This window comes from Achromobacter spanius (genome assembly GCF_002966795.1).
Taxonomy (GTDB): domain Bacteria; phylum Pseudomonadota; class Gammaproteobacteria; order Burkholderiales; family Burkholderiaceae_B; genus Achromobacter; species Achromobacter spanius_D.
This window is the reverse complement of sequence record NZ_CP023270.1, coordinates 5,965,717-5,987,874: the sequence shown is the minus strand read 5'-3', so window position 1 is coordinate 5,987,874 and position 22,158 is coordinate 5,965,717. Positions and strand designations below refer to the sequence as shown.

The following is a 22,158-nucleotide window of genomic DNA, read 5'->3' as shown; positions in this document are numbered from 1 at the left end:
CATCTCCGCTGGGTGTCTGACACCGTCCCAAGCACGCCCATGAAAAAAGCCGCGGTCTGACGACCGCGGCTTTTCCATTGCTGCGTGATGCCGGATCGATCACTCCAGCTTGATGTTCGCCTTCTTGATGACGTCCGCCCAGGCGCTGCGCTCCTGATCGGCATACGTCTTGAAGTCCTGCGCCGACATCGCCATGGGGATGACGCCCATGTCCAGCATCTTCTGCGACACCGCGGGCGACTTGAGCGTGGCGTCCAGATCGGCCGACAGCTTCTTCACCACCGGTTCAGGCAAACCGGCCGGGCCGACCAGGCCTTGCCAGGCGTAGGCCGTGAAGTTGGCGACGCCCTGCTCGGCCATCGTCGGGACATCCGGCAGCACGGTCACGCGCTCGGGCGTGGCGGCGGCCAGCACGCGCAGCTTGCCCGCCTTGACGTTGGGCAGGCCCGATCCCAGGTCGATGAACATCATGTCCACCTGGCCGCCCAGCAGATCCTGGATGGCAGGCGCGGCGCCCTTGTAGGGGACGTGCAGCACGTTGGCGCCGGTGCGCTGCTTGAACAGTTCCAGCGCCAGGTGATGCGGCGAGCCCGCGCCGGCGGAGGCCGACGTCAGCTTGCCCGGTTCCTTCTTGGCCGCGGCGAGCACGTCTTCGACCGTCTTGTACGGCGAGTTGACGTTCACGGCCAGGAGCAGCGGGAACTTGGCGATGCCGCCGATGTAGGTGAACTTGGCGGGGTCGTAGGACAGCTTGGCGTACAGCGACGAATTGAAGGCCAGCGTGCCCGAGTCGGCAGTGCCCACCAGGTAGCCGTTGGGTTCCGCCTGGGCAATGGCCGTGGCGCCGATGATGGTGCCGGCGCCCGGACGGTTCTCGACCACGATGGTCTGGCCCAGCGTCTTTTCCAGGCTGCTCGCGACCGTGCGTGCGACCACGTCGGTGCCGCCGCCGGCGGGGTAGGGAACGATCCAGCGGACCGGTTGGGTGGGCCAGGATTGGGCTGCGGCCGCGGTGGCGGCCAGCGACAGGGCGGCAAACGCCAGCAGGCGCTTTGCGTGCTTGTGCATGAAGTGTCTCCTCGTGCGGGGTATCGTGAGCGCGGCGTCCGCGTGTTGATCGACGTCAACTTGCGCCGCATTTTTTTGCGTCGCTATTATGCCTCGCGCCTACGCAAAAAGGGGCCCGTGCATTGGGCCCCTTCCGCTCACCACCCGTAAGTCCTATTGCGGGTCGGGATAATGCCGTGCGCCGAAGATGGCCGAACCGATGCGGACCTCCGTCGAGCCTTCCTCGATGGCCAGTTCAAAGTCGCCGCTCATGCCCATCGACAGGCGGTCCAGCGACACGCCGGGAATGTTTTCTTGAACCAGGCCATCCCGCAGCTCGCGCAGCGCGCGAAAGCACGCGCGGACCTCGTTGGGATCAGGCGAGTTGACCGCCAGGGTCATCAGGCCCTGCACACGCAGCGTCGGGTATTCCGAGGCAATGCGGCGCAGGAAGGGGGAGACTTCCTGGGGCTCCATGCCGAATTTGCTGGGTTCGGACGAGGTCTTGACCTGCACCAGCACGTCCAGGGTGCGGCCCTCATTTTGCAGGCGCCGGTGCAGGGCGTCGGCCAGCTCGACGCGGTCCAGGGATTGCACTTCGGCGGCGTCGCGCGCGGCGTCCTTGGCCTTGTTGGTCTGCAGGTGGCCGATCAGCACCCATTGCAGCCCGTCGCCTTCGAACGCGGCGGCCTTCTGGCGGATCTCCTGCGTCTTGTTTTCGCCAAAACGCGTCAGGCCCAGCCCCATCGCCTCGCGGATGGCGTCCTCGCCGAAGGTCTTGCTGACGGGCAGCAACGTCACGCTGCCGGGGGCGCGGCCCGCGCGCTCGCAGGCCTCTCGGATGCGTTGCTGGATCTGGGCGAGGCGCCCGGCCATGGTGTCGTCGGCGGTCATGCTGCTCTCTGGCAAAAACAGGAAGTCCCATAGTGTAGGACGTGTTCCGGGCCCGCCGCCGCACGGGTGTCCGCCGCCTTGAAACCCGCCGTTGACCCTGTCTGATTGGCAGGCTTAGAATTTGCGGAGATTTGTTTATATTTCAAAGTTCTATGCCGTCCGGCGCCGCCCATTCGGGCGACACGTTTCCCTTCTACTCAGCCCCCACGCCATGTCCAGTGCAGCGCCCGAATACGTCTTCGCCACGCCCTTCCTGAATCCCCCCGCCTCGCCCATCCGATCGCTCATGCCCTACGCCATGCGCCCGGGCACCATTTCGCTGGCCGGCGGCTATCCGGCCCAGGAATTGTTCGACGTCGACGGCTTGTCGATTGCTTCGTCGCAGGTCACGGCGCGGCTGGGCGCCTGCCTGCAATATTCCAACATCGACGGCCAGGCCAGCCTGCGGCACGAGCTGGCGCGCCTGTCCGCGGCGCGCGGCCTGCACTGCAATGCCGACACGGAACTGGTCGTGACGGGCGGCTCGCAGCAGGCGCTGGCGCTCTTGACCCGCGTGATGCTGCAGCCGGGCGACCATGCCATCATCGAGTCGCCGGCATTCCCGAACTCCGTGCAGGCCTTGCGCTACACGGGCGCCACGGTGCATACCGTGCCGTCGGGCCCCGACGGCATCGACGTGGACGCGCTGGATGAACTGGCCGCGCGGGTGAAACCCAAGATGGTCTGCGTCGTTGCTTCGTTCTCGAATCCCTGCGGCGCCACCCTGACGCGTGAGCGCCGGCTGCGCTTGCTGGAGCTGGCCGTCAAGCACCGCTTCCTGATCGTCGAGGACGACCCCTACAGCGAACTGCGCTTTGCCGGCGAAGCCGTGCCGCCCATCGCGGCGCTGGCCGAGGGCGAAGCCCGCCACTGGGCGGTGTACATGGCCAGCATGTCCAAGACGATGGCGCCCGCGCTGCGCATCGGCTGGCTGGTCGCGCCGCCCGAGATCCGCCGCCGCTGCGTTGGCGCCAAGGCGGCCGACGACATGGCGTCCTCTGCCTGGATCCAGGAAATCGTCGCCCAGTATCTGGCCAATGGCCGCTACGACGAACACGTGCCGCGCATCCGCGCCGCCTATGGTCTGCGCTGCGCTGCCATGGCCGACGCGCTGGCGCGCGAGCTCGACGGCCGCATCACGTTCAGCAAGCCCGAGGGCGGCATGTTCTTCTGGGCGCGGCTGACGGGCGATGTGGATGCGACGCGTCTGTTGCCCTACGCCATTGAACACGAGGTGGTCTATGTGCCCGGCAAGGCGTTTTACGCCGACGCGGCGAAGGCGGATCTTTTTGCCATGCGCATGTCGTTTGCCACCATGAACGAAAGCCAGATCGCGCAGGGCATGGTCCGCCTGGGCCGCGCGCTGGACGCGTGCCAGGCCAACGAACCGGTGTCGATCTCGCTGGCGGCTTGACGGCGCGCAGCGCCACGCCCGCCCCGCATTGCTATCCTTTCTGCGCAGGCCGCCGGCACCCGCCGGCGGCATACCTAAATAAGCGCTCGTTATTTGGCGGGGGCGCTTCATGTCTATAAGCTTCTCGCCTTGGCGGGCTTTCGCGCCCGGTAGCAGAAAGGAATTCAGGTCATGAACATTGCAAAAGGGTTGGTGGGCGCGGCGCTCTTGATGGCGGCAGCGCAGGGCGCGCAGGCGGCAACGCTTGACGTCGTGAAACAGCGCGGCGCCGTGGCTTGCGGCACGACCACGGGCTTTGCGGGCTTTTCCGCGCCCGACGCGCAGGGTAAATGGCAAGGCCTGGACGTGGACCTGTGCCGTGCCATCGCCGCGGCGGTGTTCGGCGACGCGAACAAGATCAAGGTGGTGCCGCTCAATTCGCAGCAACGCTTTACCGCGTTGCAATCCGGCGAAGTCGACGTGCTGACGCGCAACACCACCGTGACGCAGCAGCGCGACACGGCGCTTGGCATCATCCATGCCGGCATCAATTTCTATGACGGCCAGGGCTTCCTGGTGCCCAAATCGCTGGGCGTCAAAAGCGCCAAGGAAATCAACGGCGCCACAGTCTGCCTGCAGACCGGCACGTCCAACGAAAACACCCTGGCCGATTGGGCGCGTGCCAACAACGTGACCTACAAGCCGGTCGTCATCGAGACGTTCAACGAAGTCGTCAACGCATTCGCCTCCGGCCGCTGCGACGTGTTCTCGACCGACGCGTCGGGTTTGGCGTCCATTCGCATCTCCAAGCTGCAGAACCCCGACGACTACGTCGTGCTGCCCGAAATCATCTCCAAGGAGCCTTTGGGCCCCTTCGTGCGCCAGGGCGACGACGCGTGGCTGAACATCGTGCGCTGGTCGCTGTCGGCCATGATCGAAGCCGAGGAATACGGCGTGACGTCCAAGAACGTGGACGAACAGACCAAGAGCGCCAACCCCAACATCAAGCGCATCCTGGGAGTTACGCCGGGTGGCGGCGCCAATCTTGGGCTGGACGAGAAGTGGGCCTACAACATCGTCAAGCAGGTGGGCAACTACGGCGAGAGCTTTGAGCGGAATGTGGGCGAGGGCAGCCCGCTGAAGATCAAGCGCGGGTTGAATGCGCAGTGGACGCAAGGCGGGTTGTTGTACGCGTTGCCCATTCGATAACCCCGCGTGTCTGACACCTCGTGTGTCTGACACCGGCTAACTTTGGACGGCCGTCATGGAGTTGACGGTCGTCTTTGTTTTGATGGTCGTCTTTGTCTTGACGGTTGTTTAGATATGGCTGGTGTCAGACACGCAGAAAATGGGGCTTGTCAGACACGCAGAAAATGGGGCTTTAAGCGCTTTTATACAACTGGGCGATCTTCACAAACGCCACGCGCAGTTCCCGCGTGCCGCCCTGAAAAATCACCGGCTTGCCCCGGTGCGTGAACACCACGAGCCGCTTCGAAAACACCATCGGCACAAACCGCGCCATGCGCACGTCTTCCCAGGCCACTTCGCGCCGGGTGAACCAGGTCTGGCGGATGCCGCGGTCGTCGATCGTGGTGATGGACGTCTGCATGTGCCACGACACGAACAGCAGCGCCACAAAGCACAGCACCACGGCCACCGCCAAGAGCGTATCGAAGGGCTGCGAGGGCGCGCGGATCGCGGTGGTCACGACCTGCACGCCCAGCACGGCAAGCAATACCCACGTCAGAATGCGCACCCAGTCCGGCCAGGCCTGGCCCGACAGGGGCAACGGGCCGATGGCTCGGAGCAGCGCCGCAAGGTCTTCGGGCGCGGAGGGGGCATTCTGTGTGGTCATGCGGTGCGGGTCATGCGGCGGGGATCAAGCCGCGCGCTTGGCGGCAATGGCGTTGCCGGCGCGGCTGGAACCCTTGCGGTTCAGATGCGCGGACATCCATTGCCCGATGTCGACCACGGCGTCGAAGTCCACGCCCGTGTCGATGTCCAAACCGCGCAGCATGTACAGCACGTCTTCGGTTGCGACGTTGCCGGTGGCGCCCTTGGCATAGGGGCAGCCGCCCAGGCCGGACACCGAGGTGTGGAAGATGGAGATGTCGGTCTCCAGCGCCGCCAGGATGTTGGCCAGCGCCTGGCCATAGGTGTCGTGGAAATGGCCGGAGATGCGCGCCGGGTCCACGACGCGCGTGACCGCGGCCATCACTTCGCGCACGCGCTTGGGCGTACCGACGCCGATGGTGTCGGCCACGTCGATCTCATCGACCTGCATCGCCAGGTAGCGCTCTGCCACGTCCACCACGGCTTCGACGGGGACTTCGCCCTGGTAGGGACAGCCCAGCGCGCAGCTGATGCTGCCGCGCACGCGGATGCCGGCTTCGCGCGCGGCTTGCACCACGGGTTCGAAGCGCGCGATGGATTCGGCGATGGAGCAATTGATGTTCTTCTGGGAAAAGGCCTCGCTGGCGGCGCCGAAGATCACGATCTCGTCAGCGCGGGCGGCCAGCGCCGCTTCAAAGCCCTTCATGTTCGGCGTCAGCACCGAATAGATAGTGCCGGGCCGGCGCTCGATACGCGCCATCACGTCGGCGCCGTCGGCCATCTGCGGCACCCATTTGGGCGACACGAACGATGCGGCTTCCACATTGGGGAAGCCCGCGGCGGCCAGGCGGTTGACCAGCTCCACCTTGATGTCGGTGGGGACGAATTCCTTTTCGTTTTGCAGACCGTCGCGAGGCGATACCTCGACGATCTTCACGCGGGAGGGCAATGCCATGTCTCTTCCTGTATCGGTATTGGGTGACCGGCGCTACAAGGCTGCGGCGCTGCCGAACATATTAGCGCCATCGCATCCGGCCCCGCTGCAGTGCTAGTGCAAACGCTGGTAGCGGCCATCGTCCAGCCGGGCGATGCGGCCCTGCAATTCCAGTTCGACCAGTTGCGTCTGCAGGGCGGCGGTTTCGAGCCCGCAGCGCGCCTGGATGGCATCCAGGTGCAGCGGGTCAAATCCCAACGCGTCCAGCACCGGATTCGCCGGGGGGGCGGCAGGCGCGGCCTCCTTGCGCGCGGGCCGCGCCGGCGTGGGCCCGCCGCCGAGTTCATCGGTGATGTCCATGGCGGTTTCGACCAGCTTGGCGCCCTGGCGGATCAGGGCATGGCAGCCGCGCGACAGCGGCGAATGAATCGAACCCGGGATGGCGAAGACCTCGCGCCCGCATTCGCCGGCAAGCCGCGCCGTGATCAGCGATCCGCTCTGCTTGGCCGCTTCCACCACCAGTACGCCGCGCGCGAGACCCGCCACGATGCGGTTGCGCTTGGGGAAATGCTGCGGCCGCGCGCCGGTGCCCAGCGGCAGCTCGGACACCAGCGCGCCGTGCGCTGCGATGCGATGCGCCAGATCGCGGTGGCTGGCCGGATAGATGCGGTCGATGCCCGTCCCCATGACCGCCACGGTGCCGGCGCCTTGCGGGCCGGCATCCAGCGCGCCCTCGTGCGCGGCGGCGTCGATGCCCAGCGCCAGGCCGCTGACGACGCGCCAGCCGCTGCCTGCCAGATGCCGGGCAAAGGCGCGCGCGTTTTCCTGGCCGCCGGGCGTGGCGTTGCGCGCGCCCACGACCGCCAGCGACGGTCCTTGCAGAAAGGCGGGATCGCCCGCGACATAGAGCAGGATCGGCGGGTCGGCGATCGTCAGCAGGCTTTGCGGATAGGTGGGATCAGCCAACGTGAGGATGTGGCGGCCGGGCGCCTGCACCCATTCCAGCGCGTGCTCCACCTGCTGCGCCATGTCGGCCGGCATGGGCGCCGCCAATTGCCGCGCCAGCGCTTCGGGCACGTGCCGCGACAGCGCCGTGGCGCGTTGCGCGTAGATCTGGTCGGGCAGGCCCAGCGCGCTCAGCAGCATGCAGGCGGTGGCCGAACCGATGTTGGGTTCGAGGGACAGCCGCAGCCAGGCGGCGAGTTCTTCGGTGGATTGCGTCAGCGGCATGAAACGGGAGGAAAAGGACGCGGAAAAGGCGCCGGGGGTCCGAGAGTGTCGCATGCGCCGCGCGCGGCCGCGGGCGACGGGTGGACGGATATGCGCGCAGCGAGCCAGCGTCTGGAACGTCCCAAAAATGGGTGCCGCAGCAATGTCCGCAATCTCTGGATTAGCCGAAAACTATTAGAAATCAAGACTCTAATGAATTAAACTCTCGGACAAGCATTCCTACTGGCATCCCCATTCAATGGCTTTACTTCCCATCCTTCGCTACCCGGACCCGCGCTTGCACAAAAAGGCCAAGCCGGTTGCCGAGGTCGACGACCGCATTCGCCAACTCGTGCGCGACATGGCCGAAACCATGTACGACGCGCCGGGTGTGGGTCTAGCCGCGACCCAGGTCGACGTGCATGAGCGCGTGGTCGTGATCGACGTGTCCGAAGACAGCAACGCGCTGCTGACCCTGATCAATCCCGAGATCACCTGGCGCAGCGACGACTACAAGATCTACGAAGAAGGCTGTCTGTCCGTCCCCGGCGTCTACGACGAAGTGGAACGCGCATCGCGCATCCGCTGCAAGGCGCTGGACATCGATGGCAAGCCGTTCGAGTTCGAAGCCGACGGCCTCCTGGCCGTGTGCGTGCAGCACGAGCTGGATCACCTGGAAGGCAAGGTGTTCGTGGAATACCTGTCGAACCTCAAGCAGAACCGCATCAAGACGAGGCTCAAGAAGGCCGAACGGGAAGCGCTGCGCGCCTGATCCCCGGGCCGGACTTCGGCCCATTTTCGCCCTGCCGCCTTCGTTCACCTCTTCAGCAGCCAACTTCATGCGCATTGTTTTTGCCGGCACCCCGGAATTCGCCCGTATCGCGTTCGACGCCCTGCGGGCCGCCGGCCACGAAATCCCCTTGGTCATGACGCAGCCCGACCGGCCGGCGGGGCGGGGCTTGAAGCTCACGCCCAGCCCGGTCAAGCAGGCCGCGCTGGATGCTGGCATTGCGGTCGCCCAGCCGCGCAGCCTGCGCCTGGATGGCCGCTATCCCGACGAGGCCGCCGAAGCCCGCGCCCTGCTGGAAAGCGTGGCGCCCGATGTCATGGTGGTGGCCGCGTACGGGTTGATCCTGCCGCAATGGGTGCTGGAACTGCCGCGCCTGGGTTGCCTGAACATCCACGCCAGCCTCTTGCCGCGCTGGCGCGGCGCGGCGCCGATCCAGCGCGCCATTGAAGCGGGCGATGCGCGCACCGGCGTCACCATCATGCAGATGGACGAGGGCCTGGATACGGGCGACATGCTGCTCGAACGCATCGTGCCGATTTCTGACGACACCAATGCGGCGCAGTTGCACGACGCGCTGGCGCTGGCCGGCGGGCAAGCCATCGTCGAGGCGCTGGACGCGCTGGCCAAGGGCGGTCTGACCGCGCGCAAGCAGCCCGAAGACGGCGTGACCTACGCGGCCAAGCTGGACAAGGCCGAAGCCGCGCTCGATTGCACGCAGCCGGCCGAATTGCTGGCGCGCCGCGTGCGCGCCTTCAATCCGGTGCCCGGCGCCAGCATCCGCCTGCCGGGACTGCCCGATGCGGTGAAGGTCTGGCGCGCCCAGGCGCTAGACGAGGCCACCACTGCCGCACCGGGTAGCGTGCTGCGCGCCGATGCGGCCGGCATCGACATTGCCACCGGGCAGGGCGTGCTGCGCCTGCTTGAGCTACAAAAAGCGGGCGGCAAGCGCCAACCCGTGGATGTGTTCGTGCGCGGCTGGCAGCCGGCCTGAACCCGTTCTAAGACGGATCACGCCCGGCCGCGTGCGAGGAATCAGTCCTTGCGGCGCGCCGCCAGCAGATCCAGGTAGGCGCCCGACAGCAATTGCTCGGGCGCGACACCCAGCCCGGCCATCAGCGTGCGGGCTTCTTCCATGCCCGCCTCGACGGTTTCGTCCTCGCGCAGCACCACTTCCAGTTCCAGGAATTCGCCCAGGCCTTCCACCCGATCCAGATGGATGCGGGTGCGTCCGGCCATGAATACCGTGCGGTGTTTTTTCACGCGGCCGATCACGCCGTAAGCGTGCGACAGGGCGGCGCGCAAAGAGTCGGGTTCGTCCGTGGGCGAGATGACGTAGAAGCTTTCCTTGGGGCCGCTGTCGTCGGCGCGCTGATAGAAGATCAGCTCGCCCGAACCATCCGCGAAGGCGCGCAGTTTCAGGCGGCCATTGGCGCACGTGAAGAAGGTGTCGTCCTGGTCGACGAAAGTCGGTTCCTTGCCGGACAGCGCGGCGGCCAGGTGTTCGATGGCGTCCAGGCTGTCGACCCGCGCCTTGATTTCAACGTTGCGTGCCATGCGCGCCTCCGGGTTCAGTAAAGCGAACTGGCCACGCGGGCGGGCAGGTCGCGGTCGTAGGCCACGCCGTCAAAGGTGCCCGACGTCAGGTCGGAAAGCATGCAGCCCACGCTGGGCAGCGCGGTGCGGGGAATCTGCGTGTCCGGATCCCACAGGCGCGAGCGCAGCACCGCGCGCGAGCATTGGAAGTAGACCTTGTGCACGTCAACGATCAGCACGGAGCGCGGCAGCTTGCCGTCCATCTCGAAGCGCGCCAGCAGGGCGGGGTCGACGCTGATACGCGCGGTGCCGTTCACGCGCAGCGTCTCGCCCACGCCCGGCACCAGGAACAGCAGGGCTACCCGCGGATCGGCGACGACGTTGAGCAGGCTGTCCACGCGGTTGTTGCCGCGGCGGTCGGGCAACAGCAGCGTCTTTTCGTCTTCCACCACGACAAAACCGGCGGGATCGCCGCGCGGCGAGGCGTCCAGTCCGTCCGGACCCGCGGTCGCCAGCAATGCAAAGGGCGCGGCCTCGATGAACGCGCGGTAGTGCGGATGCACATGGTCCACCTCCTTTTTCAGGGAGGCTTCGCCGGGCGAACCGTAAAGCGCTTGCAGGGTGCTGGCGTCGGTAATCAGGTGGGCGGGATCGGTGTGCATGGGATCTGAGCGTTACGCCAGTGCGTTGGGAAGGTCGTCGACCGTCAGGAAGAGTTCATCGGGACCGCGGCCGCGCAGCGCGTCCGGATGGTTGTAGCCCCAGGCGACCGATCCGACGCGCACGCCCGCCTTGCGGGCTGCGTCGATGTCGCGCATTTCGTCGCCCACCAGCAGAAAGCGCTCCGGCGCGGTGCCGTGCTGCTTGAGCAAACGGTCGATCTTGGCGGCCTTGCCGAACAGGTCGGTGCCGCATTCGTAGTCGTCAAAGAGCGCGGCGGTTTCTTCGCCCAGCACGCGCTGCACGTTCTCGACGGAGTTGGAGCTGACCACCGCCAGGCGCAGGCCGCTCGCCTTCAGGCGGGCCAGCGCTTCGGGGATGCCGTCGAACAACTGGACGCTGGGGTCGATGTCCTGCATCAGTGTGCGCACATGCGTCATGATCGCGGGCAGCTTCCACAGCGGGATGTTCAGGTACTTCAGAATCTCCATCGCATCGCGGCTGCGCAGTTGCTCGCGTTCGGCCGCATCGATCTGGCGGAAGTTGTACTTGTCCGCCACGGTGTTGAGGATGGAGTTGAACCACGGCATGGTGTCTGCCAAGGTTCCGTCAAAGTCGAAGGCTGCGATGTCGTATTTCAATTCTTGGAATCCAGTGCCGGCAGGCCGGGCAAGGACGCCCGTTTCACAGGCGCCTTGCGCAAGCCCTACACGCCGTGCGGGTGAAGAAGATAGTGCACGACCGGCGCCAGGTCTTCAAGCGGCGGGGCGCCGGCGACCACGCGCGCCGCGCTGGTCCAGGGATATTCCAGGGCCAGCAGCCAGCCGAACACCGCGGCCGTGTCGGCGGGCGGCAGGCTCACCATGGTTTCGATCGTGATGGTCAGGCGCTTGGCGCGATACGGGTCGGGCTGAAACTCCCAGTCGTAGCGGCCACAGCCCACGCGCACGTTGCCGGTGGCTTTTTCCGTCATGCCGACCAGCCAGTCGCAGTGGTACTCGGACAGGCGCGCGTCGGCGTCCGGGCGCGACAGGTAATAGGTGTAGACGTTGTCGTAGGTCTGGCCGAACTTGCGCACCAGCGTGTCGGTGATGGCGGCCAGACCATGCGATTCGGGCGGAAAGGCGATGGCCTGCGTGCGCAGCGCCATCTTCAAGACCGCGTCCGGCGCGAACGCGCGGGCCATGTAATGCGGGCGGTTCTCGTCCTTGGCGTGAAAATAGTCGCGCAATACGGACTCGGTGCAGGCGGGGAACAACGAATCGGTGGGCATTGCGGTGGGCTTCCGTTCAAGTCTCAAGCGTCGGTGTCAGGGCTTTCTGACCGGATCGAACCACTTCGAGACGTTGGGCGGCTCGTAAATGGCGTAGCGATCCAGCAGCAAGGCGGGGTCTTCTTCCACCACCAGCATGTCGCGATGCTGGGGACGGATGAATGCTTCTTCGACGGTGTGGTCGATGAATTGCATCAGGGCATCGTAGTACCCGGCGACGTTCAGCAATCCGCAGGGCTTCTGGTGCATGTTCAGTTGCGCCCAGGTCCAGACCTCGAAGAACTCTTCCAGCGTGCCGGCGCCGCCGGGCAGGGCGATGAAGCCGTCGGATTTCTCCATCATCATGGCCTTGCGCTCGTGCATGTTCTGCACCGTGTGCAGCTCCGTCAGCCCCAGGTGCGCCTGTTCCTTTTTGAGGAGCAGTTCGGGAATCACGCCGATCACGCGGCCGCCGCCAGCCAGCACTTCGTTGGCCACCACACCCATGATGCCGACGATCGATCCGCCGTACACCAGGCCCAGGTCGCGCTTGACGAGTTCGCGCGCCAGCACGCGGGCCTGCTCGACGTAGTCCGGGCGCGTGCCCGGGTTGGAGCCGCAATACACGCAGATATTCTTCAGAGTCATAAAAACGGTGGGAAATTGCCGGCCGCGTTACAGATTGCGTCACGATGCCTTTCGCGAAGCCGATAGTTTACGCAAGGTTGCGCAGGAGGCTTTTTGCGGGCCGTGCGGGCAAGCGCGTGATGCGCGGGCAATGTTTGGACACAGCATGTTCCGGCATGGCCGGTAGACTGAATATTGCGAAAACGACTGGAAGTCCAGCGTCGTGCTGCTTTCACTGACTAGAGGAGCTAACGATATGGAACAAGCAACCCGCACCCCGCAGCAAACGAATCGTCCGTTCAACATGGACGTGCAGGCGATCCGCGCCAAGGCGCGCAAGGACATCGAGTCCGGAGCCATCACCGACACCTATCGCGCAGACCGTGAAACCGTGCTCAAGCTGTTGAATGAAGCGCTGGCGACCGAAGTGGTCTGTGTGCTGCGCTACAAGCGCCACTACTTCATGGCCCGCGGGCTGAATGCCGAACCCGTCGCCGCGGAATTCGCCGAGCATGCGGCGCAGGAACAGGAGCACGCCGACAAGCTGTCCGAACGCATCGTGCAGCTGGGCGGCGAGCCGGATCTGTCGCCCAAGGGGCTGCTGGATCGCAGCCACTCGGAATACGTCGAGGGCAATACGCTGGAAGAGATGATCAAGGAAAACCTGATCGCCGAGCGGATCGCCATCGACAGCTATCGCCAGATGATCGAATACATCGGCGAGCAGGACTCCACCACGCGTCGTCTGCTGGAGGAAATCCTGGCGGTCGAAGAGGAACATGCCGACGATCTGTCGGACTTCCTGGATAAGTGACGCGGCGTTAAGCCGTCAAAGCAAAACGCCGTCCGGCGCGCGATGCGCCGGACGGCGTTTGTCTGCATGAAGCTAGATCAGATCGCGTCGGCCCAGAGGTCGTATTCGTCGGAATCGGTGACGCGCACGCGCACCATGTCGCCCGGTTGCAGGGGCTTGTCGGAACTGACGTAGACGCAGCCGTCGATCTCGGGCGCGTCGGCCGCGCTGCGGCCCACGGCGCCGTCTTCATCGACCTCGTCGATCAGTACGTCGATTTCGCGGCCCACCTTGAGCGCCAGGCGCTCGGCCGAGATGGTCTGCTGCAGCGCCATGAAACGCTCCCAGCGGTCCTGCTTGACGTCGTCCGGCACCGGATCGTCCAGCAGGTTGGCGGGCGCGCCTTCGACGGGCGAATACTGGAAACAGCCCACGCGGTCGAGCTGCGCTTCCTGCATCCAGTCCAGCAGGTACTGGAAGTCTTCCTCGGTTTCGCCGGGAAAGCCCACGATGAAGGTCGAGCGGATCGTCAGGTCCGGACAGATCTCGCGCCAGCGCTTGATGCGCGCCAGCGTCTTGTCCTCGAAGGCCGGGCGCTTCATCAGCTTCAGGATGCGCGGGCTGGCGTGCTGGAACGGGATGTCCAGGTAGGGCAGGATCTTGCCCTCGGCCATCAGCGGAATCACTTCGTCCACGTGCGGGTACGGATACACGTAGTGCAGGCGCGTCCAGACGCCCATCTCGGACAAGGCCATACAGAGCTCGGTCATGCGCGTCCTGACCGGGCGGCCGTTCCAGAAGCCGCTGCGGAACTTCATGTCCACGCCATAGGCGCTGGTGTCCTGCGAGATCACCAGCAATTCCTTCACGCCGGCCTTCACCAGGCGCTCGGCTTCGTTCAGCACGTCGCCCACGGGACGGCTGACCAGGTCGCCGCGCATCGAGGGGATGATGCAGAAGCTGCAGCGGTGGTTGCAGCCTTCGGAGATCTTCAGATAGGCGTAGTGGCGCGGCGTCAGTTTGACGCCCTGCGGCGGCACCAGGTCCACGTAGGGGTTGTGGTCCGTGCGCGGGGGCGCGGCGCTGTGCACGGCGCGCACGACCTCTTCATATTGTTGGGGGCCGGTGACCGACAGCACGCTGGGGTGCACGTCGCGGATCACCGATTCCTCGACGCCCATGCAGCCGGTCACGATGACCTTGCCGTTTTCGGCTAGGGCCTCGCCGATGGCTTCCAGCGACTCGGCCTTGGCGCTGTCGATGAAGCCACAGGTGTTGACGACGACGACGTCCGCGTCGTTGTACTCGGGCGTGACTTCGTAGCCTTCGGTGCGCAACTGGGTCAGGATGCGTTCGGAGTCGACCAGCGCCTTCGGACAGCCCAGCGACACGAAGCCGACGCGCGGCGCGCGGCCGGGGTTGGCCTCTTGCGCGGCAGCCGTGATGGCGTCGAGCGTGGCGTTGTTGCCGTTGCTGGGGGCAGTGCCGGCGCCTTTGCCGGGCCGGGATTGTTCAATAACTTCCAATCTAATTCACCGTAGGTTCGCGCACGGGCATTCGGCGTGCGGCGGGGTCATCGTCAAAGATTCAGGGCCAGGCCGGGGCGTCCTGGGAGGACAGGTGGCGCAGCGTTTCCGGATGAAGCATGGCGACGCGCAGCAAAGTCTGCGCGGCGCCGGAGGGGTTGCGCCGGCCTTGCTCCCAATCCTGCAAGGTGCGCACGCTCACGCCCAACAACTCCGCGAAATCCGCCTGCGGCAGGCCCACGCGATTGCGCGCTTCGCTGATATGCGACGCCTGCCACCGGACGGGCCGGGCAGGCGGTACAGCCTTCTTCATAACTCAATCACTGGGAGGGGGCGGTGCGGCGTCTATGCCCGCCGGCAAGATTGAACTGGCGGCCGCACCGAAGGGATAGCGGGGCAGCGCAGGATTATACGGCATTGCCGTAGGCGGGGATAGCGCTATCGCACCGCGCCGGGCTGACAACCGGGGACGGAAAGGTGACGAGGCAGTACGCCGGATCTGGAGTTCAGGCCGCGGCGCGGCGATACAGCGCCAGCATGCCCGCCAGTCCGATCAGCATCCCGCCGCAGATCCGGTTCAGCCAGCGCAGGCCGCCCGCCCGGAAGGCGCGCACCATCTGCGCGCCCAGCGCCGCGTAGGCCAGCATCGTCGCCACGTTCAGCAGCGCCAGGACGCCCGCCAGGATGGCGTATTGGGCGGGCAGGGGGGCGGCCGGGTTGATGAACTGGGGCAGGAAGGCCGACATGAACAGCAGGGCCTTGGGATTGGTCAGGGCCACGACAAAGCTGCGCAGGCCGAGCGCCAGGCCGGCCGGGCGCGCATCGTGGGCGTGTTCGGACGGCAGGGTCAGCGCCGCGTCCGAGCGCAGGAGCTTCCAGCCGAGCCAGGCCAGATACGCCGCGCCCGCCCATTTGACGATCTGGAAGGCGACCTCGGAGGCGGCCAGCAGCACGCCCAGGCCGCAGGCCACGGCGCCGATCAGGACCAGGTCCGCCAGCACCGCGCCGCCCATGCCCCAGCAGGCGGCGCGCACGCCGTGGCGCGAGCCGTTGCTCATGGCGAGCAGCGTGGTCGGCCCGGGCGTGATGATGGCGACGGCAGAGGCCAGGACAAAAAGCAGCAATGTGGCAAAGGACATGGCGGGGCTCCGGGGCAGGGAGCCAGTGTGCCGCGCGCGCCGCCGTCCGTCCAGGTCCGGGCTACCATAGCGGTCTTACTCTTTGATTTCGCACCATGTCCACCCGTCCTGACTCCCCCAATCTGGCCCCCCCGCTTTCTTCCGTTCTTCTTGCCAGCGCGGGGGTGGTGGAGGACGTGCTCGACGGCCGCTCGCTCACGGAGGCGCTGGCCGAGGTCGATGGCGCGCTGCGTCCGGCCACGCAGGCCGTGTCGTTCCATGCGATGCGCTACCTGGGCTGGGCCGACGCCGTCGGCCGCGAGATGGTGCAGCGCTATCCCAGCGTGCTGTTCGAATCCCTGCTGCTGGTGTCGCTCACGCTGCTGAAGGAAGAGGGCGATGCCGCAGCGAGCCTGCCCGGCATGCCGGTCTACGCCCCGCACACGGTCGTTGACCAGGCGGTGACCGCGGCGTCCGGCTCGCGCGCGCTGGCGTCCTTCAAGGGCATGCTCAATGCCTGCCTGCGCCGCTTCCTGCGCGAGCGCGCCGCGCTGGAGGCCTCGGTGGCCGACAGCCCCGAGGCGCAATTCAATCATCCCGGCTGGTGGGTCAAGCAACTTACCGTGGCGTATCCGAAGCAGTGGCGCGAGATCCTGGCGGCATCCAACCTGCCGGCCCCGCTGACCTTGCGGGTCAACCGCCGCCGCGCCACGCGCGAGCAGGTGCTGGCCGCCTTTGACGATGCGGGTCTGGCGGCAGAAGCCGTGGGCCAGTCGGGCGTGGTGCTTGCCACGCCCAAACCGGTGACGCAGCTGCCGGGGTTTGCCGAGGGGTGGTGGTCGGTGCAGGACGCGGGGGCGCAGCTCGCGGCTGAATTGCTGGCGCCGGCGAGCGGCATGCGGGTGCTGGACGCCTGCTCGGCGCCCGGCGGCAAAACGGCGCACCTGCTGGAACTCGCCGACATCGACCTGCTTGCCCTGGATACCGACGCCGACCGCCTTGGCCGCGTCGAACAGAACCTGGCGCGGCTGGGCCTGGGCGGCAGCCACGTCCGGCTGAAGGCGGCCGACGCCGCCGACCTGGACGCCTGGTGGGACGGCAAGCCCTTTGACGCGGTACTGGCCGACGTGCCGTGCACGGCATCGGGCATCGTCCGGCGCCACCCCGACATCCGCTGGCTGCGCCGCGAAAACGACCTGCGCCGCACCGCCAGCCTGCAGATTCGGATCCTGGACGCGCTGTGGTCCACCGTGGCCCCCGGCGGCCGGCTGCTCTATGTGACTTGCTCGGTGTTCCCGATCGAAGGCACGCGCCAGGCTCTGGAATTCCTGCAGCGCCACCCCGACGCGATCCGCCTGGACGCGCCCGGCCAATTGCTGCCAGTTGCGGTCGATGCAACACCCGCGGCACAACACGACGGGTTTTTCTATGCCTTGTTTGCCAAGCAGTCCTGAATCCCGAAGAATAGGGGCATGACGTAGTTCCGGTGCCGTATGTCCATTATTTCGCGCGTATTTCTTGGGTTGTTGCTGGTATCTGCCGTGCTTTTGACTGCGCCGGGGGGCTTGGCTCACGCGTCCGAGCCGCGCGTCACGCGCGTGGAACCGGTGGTGCGCGACGGCAACCTGGAAATCGACGCGGACATCGAATTCGAGCTGAATCAGCAGTTGCGCGACGCCGCCCAGCGCGGCGTCGCCCTGTATTTCACGGCCGACCTGACCATCACCCGCGAACGTTGGTACTGGTTCGACGAGTCGCTGGTGGACACGTCGCGCACCTGGCGGGTGGTCTATAACGCGCTGACCCGTCAGTGGCGGGCGGGCGTGGGCGAGCTGTCCTTTCCGGTGGCCTCGCTGGACGACGCCATGAGCACCATCCGGCATATCCGCAATTGGCGGGTCGCGAAGGCCGGCGAGTTCGATGCAGGGTCGCAATACAACGGGCAGGTGCGCTTGAGGCTGGATACGTCGCTGTTGCCCAGGCCGTTCCAGGTCAACGCGCTGAACAGCAGCTCCTGGGCGCAGGCGACGCCGTGGATGGACTTCTCGTTCATGCTGGGCGACAAGGAGAAAGATCCCTCATGAGGCTTTTGCTTCGACTGGCGCTGATGGTCGGCGCCGTGAGCGGCCTGGCGCTGCTGGGCCTCCTGGCCTGGTCCACCGGAAACGCCTCGCGTTTTGCGCGTTACTACGACACGCTGCTAGTCCTGAACGGCATTTTCGCGCTGGCGCTCTTCATATGGGTGGTGGCGCTGACGGTGCGGCTGGCCAGGCAGATCCGGCGCCGGCAGTTCGGCGCGCGGCTCACCGCCCGCTTTTCCCTGGCGTTCGCCCTGATCGGCGTGGTGCCCGGCGCCCTCATCTACACCGTGTCGGTGCAGTTCATGTCGCGCTCGATCGAATCCTGGTTCAACGTGCGCGTGGACACGGCGCTGGAAGCCGGCCTGAATCTGGGCCGGGCCGCGCTGGACTCGCTGCTGGCCGACCTGGACGCGCGGGCCCGCTCGATGGCTGTGGAACTGAACCGCAGCACCGACAGCGGCGTGACGCTGGCGCTGACCCGGCTGCGCGAGGCCAACGGCGTGCAGGAAGCGATGGTGTTCACCGGCAGCGGCCGCATGGTGGCGTTCTCGACCAGCCAGTACGGCCAGCTTCTGCCGGCCATGCCGCCCTCCACGGTGATGAACCAGTTGCGGCTGGCGCGCGGCTATTCCGCCGCCGAAGCCGACGACCCCGTCACGCCGGGCGCCGAAGGCGGCCTGCATCTGCGGGTGGTGATTCCGCTGACTGGTCCGGACCGCTACGACAACCTGCTCGGTCCGGCCTCCGAGCCGCGCTGGCTGCAATTGCTGCAACCGGTGCCCGAACAGATCGCGCACAACGCCAACCTCGTGCAGCAAGGTTTTCGCGATTATCAGGAATTGGCGCTGTCGCGCCTGGGCCTGCGCAAGCTTTACGGCATCACGCTGACGCTGGCTCTGCTGCTCGCGGCGTTCGGCGCCATCGCGGTCGCGCTGTCCCTGTCCAAGCGGCTGGTGCGCCCGCTGCTCAGCCTGGCGGGCGGCACGCAGGCGGTGGGCGTGGGCGACTACCGGCCCCTGCCCGAGCCGCCGGAACGTGACGAAGTCGGTCAGCTCACGCGGTCGTTCAATGCCATGACCCGCCAGCTCGACGAGGCGCGCCGCATGGTCGAAAGCAACCGCCAGCAGCTCGAGCGCTCCAATGTCTATCTGGAAAGCGTGCTGTCCAACCTGTCTTCCGGCGTGCTGGTGTTCGACGAATCGTTCCGCGTCACCACCGTCAACCAGGGCGCCCAGACCATCCTGGGCGCGGACCTGCGCTCGGTCATCGGCCGCCCGCTGGAGACCGCGGACGGCATGCTGGAATTTGCGAATATCGTGCGCCAGGCGTTTTCGACGCACGCGGCGGTCGGCTCCGAACGCCAGCACTGGCAGCAGCAGTTTGAAATTGCGCCCGCTCAGGCCGAAGGCGAGACCGCATCCCAGCCGCTGACCCTGCTGGCGCGGGGCACGCACCTGCGCGTGGACGGGCGCGGCAACGGCTATCTGGTGGTGTTCGACGACATCACCGAAGTCATTTCCGCCAACCGGACGGTGGCGTGGGGCGAGGTGGCGCGCCGCCTGGCCCACGAAATCAAGAATCCGCTGACCCCGATCCAGCTCTCGGCCGAGCGTCTGGCCATGAAGCTGGAAGGCAAGCTGCCGCCCGCCGAGGCGCAGATCGTGGCGCGCTCCACCAACACGATCGTGAACCAGGTGGCGTCGCTCAAGCAGATGGTGGACGACTTCCGCGAGTACGCGCGCACGCCGCCGGCCGTCATGCAGCGCATCAATTTCAACGCGCTGGTGGCGGACGTGCTGTCGCTTTATGGCTGGGAGCCCGAGGGCGCCTCGTCGCGCCTGACGGAAAAGGCCTTGAATCTTGACGTCAGCCTGGGCGCCGACCTGCCCGACATCGAGGGCGATCCCACCCAGCTTCGGCAGGTGATCCACAACCTGCTTTCCAATGCGCGCGACGCGATCGCGGAACTGGGCGGGCAGGGCCGCGTCAGCGTGACGACCCAGCTCATGCGCAGCGAACAGCCCGATCGCGTGGCGCATCAGGCGCTGCGTTTCACGGTGGCGGACACTGGTCCGGGCTTCCCGCCGCAGGTCATGCAACGCGCATTTGAGCCCTACGTAACCACAAAGTCCCACGGGACTGGGTTAGGATTGGCAATCGTCCGCAAGATCGTGGAAGAGCATGGCGGACGTATCGACCTTGCCAACCGCAAGGAAGGAGGGGCGCGGATTTCCATCCTGTTGACCCGGCTCGCGCCCGGGTCCGACACTATGGACGCCACCGCGCAAGAAAAGGATAATGCGGCTACGCAATAGGTGGATGCTTTATGGCCAGAATTCTGGTGGTTGACGACGAAGTCGGTATACGCGAGCTCTTGTCGGAAATCCTTTACGACGAGGGACACACGGTCGAGCTGGCCGAAAACGCGGCGCAAGCGCGCGCTGCTCGTCTTCGCATGCGTCCCGATCTGGTGTTGCTGGATATATGGATGCCCGACACCGACGGTGTCAGCCTGCTCAAAGAGTGGGGCTCGCAGGGCTTGCTGGACATGCCGGTCATCATGATGAGCGGCCATGCCACCATCGACACGGCGGTCGAAGCCACACGCATCGGCGCCATGGATTTCCTCGAAAAGCCCATCACGCTGCAGCGTCTGCTCAAGACCGTTGCCGCGGGCCTGGCGCGCGGCCGCGTGCCGCATGCGGCGCCCGCCGCCGCCAATCCGGCTGTCGCCAGCCCGGTCGTGGCGCTGGAAGACGAACTGGATCCGCCCGCCGCGCTGGCCGCCGTGTCCGCCAACGATGCGCCGGCCACGTCCAACGGCCAGCTTGGCAGCATCTCGCTGGACCAGCCGCTGCGCGAGGCGCGCGACGAGTTCGAGCGCATCTACTTTGAGTACCACCTGGTCAGGGAAAGCCACAGCATGACGCGCGTGTCCGAACGGACCGGGCTGGAGCGCACCCACCTCTACCGCAAGCTCAAGCAATTGGGCATCGAGTCCGCGCGCAAGCGCAGCACATGAAGATCCTGATCATGGGCGCTGGTCGCGTAGGCACCAGCGTGGCGGAAAACCTGGTGTCCGAGCAAAACGACATCACGGTCATCGATTCCGACCCCGCCCAACTGCAGTACCTGCAAGAGCACTTTGACCTGCGTGTCGTCCTGGGTGACGGCTCGCAGGTTTCCGTTCTGGAAAACGCCGGCGCCGCCGACACCGATCTGTTCATCGCCTGTGCGGTGTCCGACACCGCCAACATGGTTGCGTGCAAGGTCGCGCGCCAGCTGTTCAACATCCCCCGCCGCATCGCCCGGATCCGCTCCGCTGAATTTCCCGAGCATCCGGAACTCATGAGCGAAGAAGGCTTCTGCATCGACGCGCTCATCAGCCCCGAACGCAGCGTCACCACCTACCTGCAAAGCCTCATCGAGTTCCCCGAGGCCCTGCAGGTCGTGGAATTCGCCGAAGGCCGCGTCAGCGTCGTGACCGTCCGGGTGGGACATGGCAGCCCGATGGCGCATTCTTCCGTCGACAAGCTGCGAGACGTCTGGCCGGACGTCAAGGCGCGCGTCATCGACGTGCTGCGCGACGGCCGTCCTCTGCGGGCGGGCAGCGGCACCGTCATCGCCCCGGGCGACGAAGTCGTGCTGGTCGTCGATTCCGACCACGCGCGGCGCGCCGTGCGCAAGCTGCGCGACGCCGAGCGCGCGGTGCGCCGCGTCATGATCGCGGGCGGGGGCAACATCGGCCTGCGGCTCGCGCGCCAGCTTGCCGAGGAAAAGTACAGCGTCCGCATCATCGAGCACGACCTGAAGCGCTGCGAATACCTGGCGACGCAGCTTCCGGACAGCGTGCTGATCCTGCACGGCAGCGGCACCGACGAGGCGCTGCTCGAGCGCGAAAACATCGAGGACATGGACACCTGGTTGGCCCTGACCAGCGACGACGAGGACAACATCATGTCCTCGCTGCTGGCCAAGCGGCTGGGCGCGCGCAAGGTGATCGCGCTGATCAACCGCCATGCGTATGGCGAGCTCATGCAGGGCAGCCACATCGACATCGCCGTGTCGCCGTCTCAGGCCACCATGAGCGAACTGCTGCGCCACGTGCGCCGGGGCGACGTGGTGGCCGTGCACCGGCTGCGCCAGGGCGTTGCCGAGGCGCTTGAAGCCATCGCCCACGGCGACCGTTCCACGTCCAAGGTGGTGGGCCGCGCGGTGGGCAAGATCAGCCTGCCCAAGGGCGCCAGCATCGGCGCGCTGGTGCGCGGCGAGGAAATCATCCTGCCGGACGCCGACACCGTGATCGAAACCGACGACCACGTCATCGTCTTCGTGCCCTCGCGCCAGCAGATGCCGCGCGTGGAAAAGCTGTTTCAGGTTTCGGCGTCCTTTTTCTGATGCGCCGCGCTCTCCGCCCCTTGCGTGGGCC

General features: G+C 66.3%; 23 protein-coding genes. 10 read left to right on the top strand and 13 right to left on the bottom strand.

Annotated features, from left to right (window positions below):
• Positions 1-99 precede the first annotated feature (99 nt).
• Together CLM73_RS27145 and CLM73_RS27140 are read right to left on the bottom strand one after the other, a co-directional pair.
• Entirely contained in the window at positions 100-1,068 is a 969-nt protein-coding gene (locus CLM73_RS27145; protein WP_105241074.1) for a Bug family tripartite tricarboxylate transporter substrate binding protein, read from the bottom strand.
• Positions 1,069-1,221: 153 nt separating this feature from the next.
• Positions 1,222-1,941: a YggS family pyridoxal phosphate-dependent enzyme gene (locus CLM73_RS27140; protein WP_105241073.1), complete on the bottom strand. Its 720-nt coding sequence runs from the start codon at positions 1,939-1,941 to the stop codon at positions 1,222-1,224.
• A gap of 211 nt (positions 1,942-2,152) precedes the next feature.
• Between CLM73_RS27140 and CLM73_RS27135 the strand changes: the two genes are divergently transcribed.
• Both CLM73_RS27135 and CLM73_RS27130 read left to right on the top strand, forming a co-directional pair.
• Positions 2,153-3,394 (top strand): PLP-dependent aminotransferase family protein, encoded by a 1,242-nt coding sequence (locus CLM73_RS27135; protein WP_105241072.1) that lies wholly within the window; start codon positions 2,153-2,155, stop codon positions 3,392-3,394.
• 171 nt (positions 3,395-3,565) lie between these two features.
• On the top strand, positions 3,566-4,582 hold the full coding sequence (locus tag CLM73_RS27130; RefSeq protein WP_105241071.1) for an amino acid ABC transporter substrate-binding protein: 1,017 nt from the start codon (positions 3,566-3,568) through the stop codon (positions 4,580-4,582).
• 172 nt (positions 4,583-4,754) lie between these two features.
• On the opposite strand, the gene CLM73_RS27125 is transcribed toward CLM73_RS27130, so the two are convergent.
• The 3 genes from CLM73_RS27125 to dprA form a co-directional block, all read right to left on the bottom strand.
• Positions 4,755-5,228 carry a hypothetical protein gene (locus CLM73_RS27125; RefSeq protein ID WP_105241070.1) on the bottom strand — a complete coding sequence of 158 codons (474 nt, stop codon included), beginning with the start codon at positions 5,226-5,228 and terminating at the stop codon, positions 4,755-4,757.
• Positions 5,229-5,252: 24 nt separating this feature from the next.
• Positions 5,253-6,161 carry a hydroxymethylglutaryl-CoA lyase gene (locus CLM73_RS27120; RefSeq protein ID WP_105241069.1) on the bottom strand — a complete coding sequence of 303 codons (909 nt, stop codon included), beginning with the start codon at positions 6,159-6,161 and terminating at the stop codon, positions 5,253-5,255.
• Between the two features lie 93 nt (positions 6,162-6,254).
• Entirely contained in the window at positions 6,255-7,370 is a 1,116-nt protein-coding gene (dprA, locus tag CLM73_RS27115) for a DNA-processing protein DprA (protein ID WP_105241068.1), read from the bottom strand.
• Between the two features lie 238 nt (positions 7,371-7,608).
• On the opposite strand from dprA, the gene def reads away from it, so the two are divergent.
• Together def and fmt are read left to right on the top strand one after the other, a co-directional pair.
• A complete protein-coding gene (gene def / locus CLM73_RS27110) occupies positions 7,609-8,121 on the top strand; it encodes a peptide deformylase (RefSeq protein WP_056560192.1) in 513 nt (170 codons plus the stop codon).
• Between the two features lie 67 nt (positions 8,122-8,188).
• The gene (fmt, locus tag CLM73_RS27105; protein ID WP_105241067.1) at positions 8,189-9,130 is read left to right on the top strand and encodes a methionyl-tRNA formyltransferase; all 942 of its coding nucleotides are present in this window, start codon (positions 8,189-8,191) and stop codon (positions 9,128-9,130) included.
• Positions 9,131-9,171: 41 nt separating this feature from the next.
• Here fmt and CLM73_RS27100 read toward each other — a convergent pair whose 3' ends face one another.
• From CLM73_RS27100 to CLM73_RS27080, 5 genes are all read right to left on the bottom strand, one after another.
• On the bottom strand, positions 9,172-9,693 hold the full coding sequence (locus CLM73_RS27100) for a class IV adenylate cyclase (RefSeq protein WP_105241066.1): 522 nt from the start codon (positions 9,691-9,693) through the stop codon (positions 9,172-9,174).
• A 14-nt stretch (positions 9,694-9,707) separates the two neighbouring features.
• The gene (locus CLM73_RS27095; protein WP_105241065.1) at positions 9,708-10,334 is read right to left on the bottom strand and encodes a pyridoxamine 5'-phosphate oxidase family protein; all 627 of its coding nucleotides are present in this window, start codon (positions 10,332-10,334) and stop codon (positions 9,708-9,710) included.
• Positions 10,335-10,346: 12 nt separating this feature from the next.
• On the bottom strand, positions 10,347-10,973 hold the full coding sequence (locus tag CLM73_RS27090) for an HAD hydrolase-like protein (RefSeq protein WP_105241064.1): 627 nt from the start codon (positions 10,971-10,973) through the stop codon (positions 10,347-10,349).
• Positions 10,974-11,038: 65 nt separating this feature from the next.
• On the bottom strand, positions 11,039-11,605 hold the full coding sequence (locus CLM73_RS27085) for a hypothetical protein (RefSeq protein ID WP_105241063.1): 567 nt from the start codon (positions 11,603-11,605) through the stop codon (positions 11,039-11,041).
• Between the two features lie 36 nt (positions 11,606-11,641).
• Entirely contained in the window at positions 11,642-12,232 is a 591-nt protein-coding gene (locus CLM73_RS27080) for a TIGR00730 family Rossman fold protein (RefSeq protein ID WP_105241062.1), read from the bottom strand.
• Positions 12,233-12,467: 235 nt separating this feature from the next.
• On the opposite strand from CLM73_RS27080, the gene CLM73_RS27075 reads away from it, so the two are divergent.
• Positions 12,468-13,025, top strand: coding sequence for a ferritin-like domain-containing protein (locus tag CLM73_RS27075; protein ID WP_105241061.1), 558 nt, complete (start codon positions 12,468-12,470; stop codon positions 13,023-13,025).
• Between the two features lie 77 nt (positions 13,026-13,102).
• On the opposite strand, the gene rimO is transcribed toward CLM73_RS27075, so the two are convergent.
• From rimO to CLM73_RS27060, 3 genes are all read right to left on the bottom strand, one after another.
• A complete protein-coding gene (gene rimO, locus CLM73_RS27070) occupies positions 13,103-14,449 on the bottom strand; it encodes a 30S ribosomal protein S12 methylthiotransferase RimO (protein ID WP_105241744.1) in 1,347 nt (448 codons plus the stop codon).
• A 142-nt stretch (positions 14,450-14,591) separates the two neighbouring features.
• Positions 14,592-14,843, bottom strand: a complete 252-nt coding sequence (locus CLM73_RS27065; protein ID WP_056559990.1) for a helix-turn-helix domain-containing protein — start codon at positions 14,841-14,843, stop codon at positions 14,592-14,594.
• A gap of 193 nt (positions 14,844-15,036) precedes the next feature.
• Positions 15,037-15,669 carry a LysE family translocator gene (locus tag CLM73_RS27060; RefSeq protein ID WP_105241060.1) on the bottom strand — a complete coding sequence of 211 codons (633 nt, stop codon included), beginning with the start codon at positions 15,667-15,669 and terminating at the stop codon, positions 15,037-15,039.
• 95 nt (positions 15,670-15,764) lie between these two features.
• Between CLM73_RS27060 and rsmB the strand changes: the two genes are divergently transcribed.
• The 5 genes from rsmB to trkA are packed head-to-tail and all read left to right on the top strand — an operon-like array spanning position 15,765 to position 22,127.
• Positions 15,765-17,102, top strand: a complete 1,338-nt coding sequence (gene rsmB, locus CLM73_RS27055) for a 16S rRNA (cytosine(967)-C(5))-methyltransferase RsmB (RefSeq protein WP_105241059.1) — start codon at positions 15,765-15,767, stop codon at positions 17,100-17,102.
• A 39-nt stretch (positions 17,103-17,141) separates the two neighbouring features.
• Positions 17,142-17,732, top strand: coding sequence for a DUF4390 domain-containing protein (locus tag CLM73_RS27050; RefSeq protein WP_105241058.1), 591 nt, complete (start codon positions 17,142-17,144; stop codon positions 17,730-17,732).
• Positions 17,729-20,044, top strand: a complete 2,316-nt coding sequence (locus tag CLM73_RS27045; protein ID WP_105241057.1) for a sensor histidine kinase — start codon at positions 17,729-17,731, stop codon at positions 20,042-20,044. The genes CLM73_RS27050 and CLM73_RS27045 overlap by 4 nt, the downstream gene beginning before the upstream one ends.
• An 11-nt stretch (positions 20,045-20,055) precedes the next feature.
• Positions 20,056-20,751: a response regulator gene (locus CLM73_RS27040; protein WP_105241056.1), complete on the top strand. Its 696-nt coding sequence runs from the start codon at positions 20,056-20,058 to the stop codon at positions 20,749-20,751.
• The gene (trkA, locus tag CLM73_RS27035; RefSeq protein WP_105241055.1) at positions 20,748-22,127 is read left to right on the top strand and encodes a Trk system potassium transporter TrkA; all 1,380 of its coding nucleotides are present in this window, start codon (positions 20,748-20,750) and stop codon (positions 22,125-22,127) included. The genes CLM73_RS27040 and trkA overlap by 4 nt, the downstream gene beginning before the upstream one ends.
• Positions 22,128-22,158 lie beyond the last annotated feature (31 nt).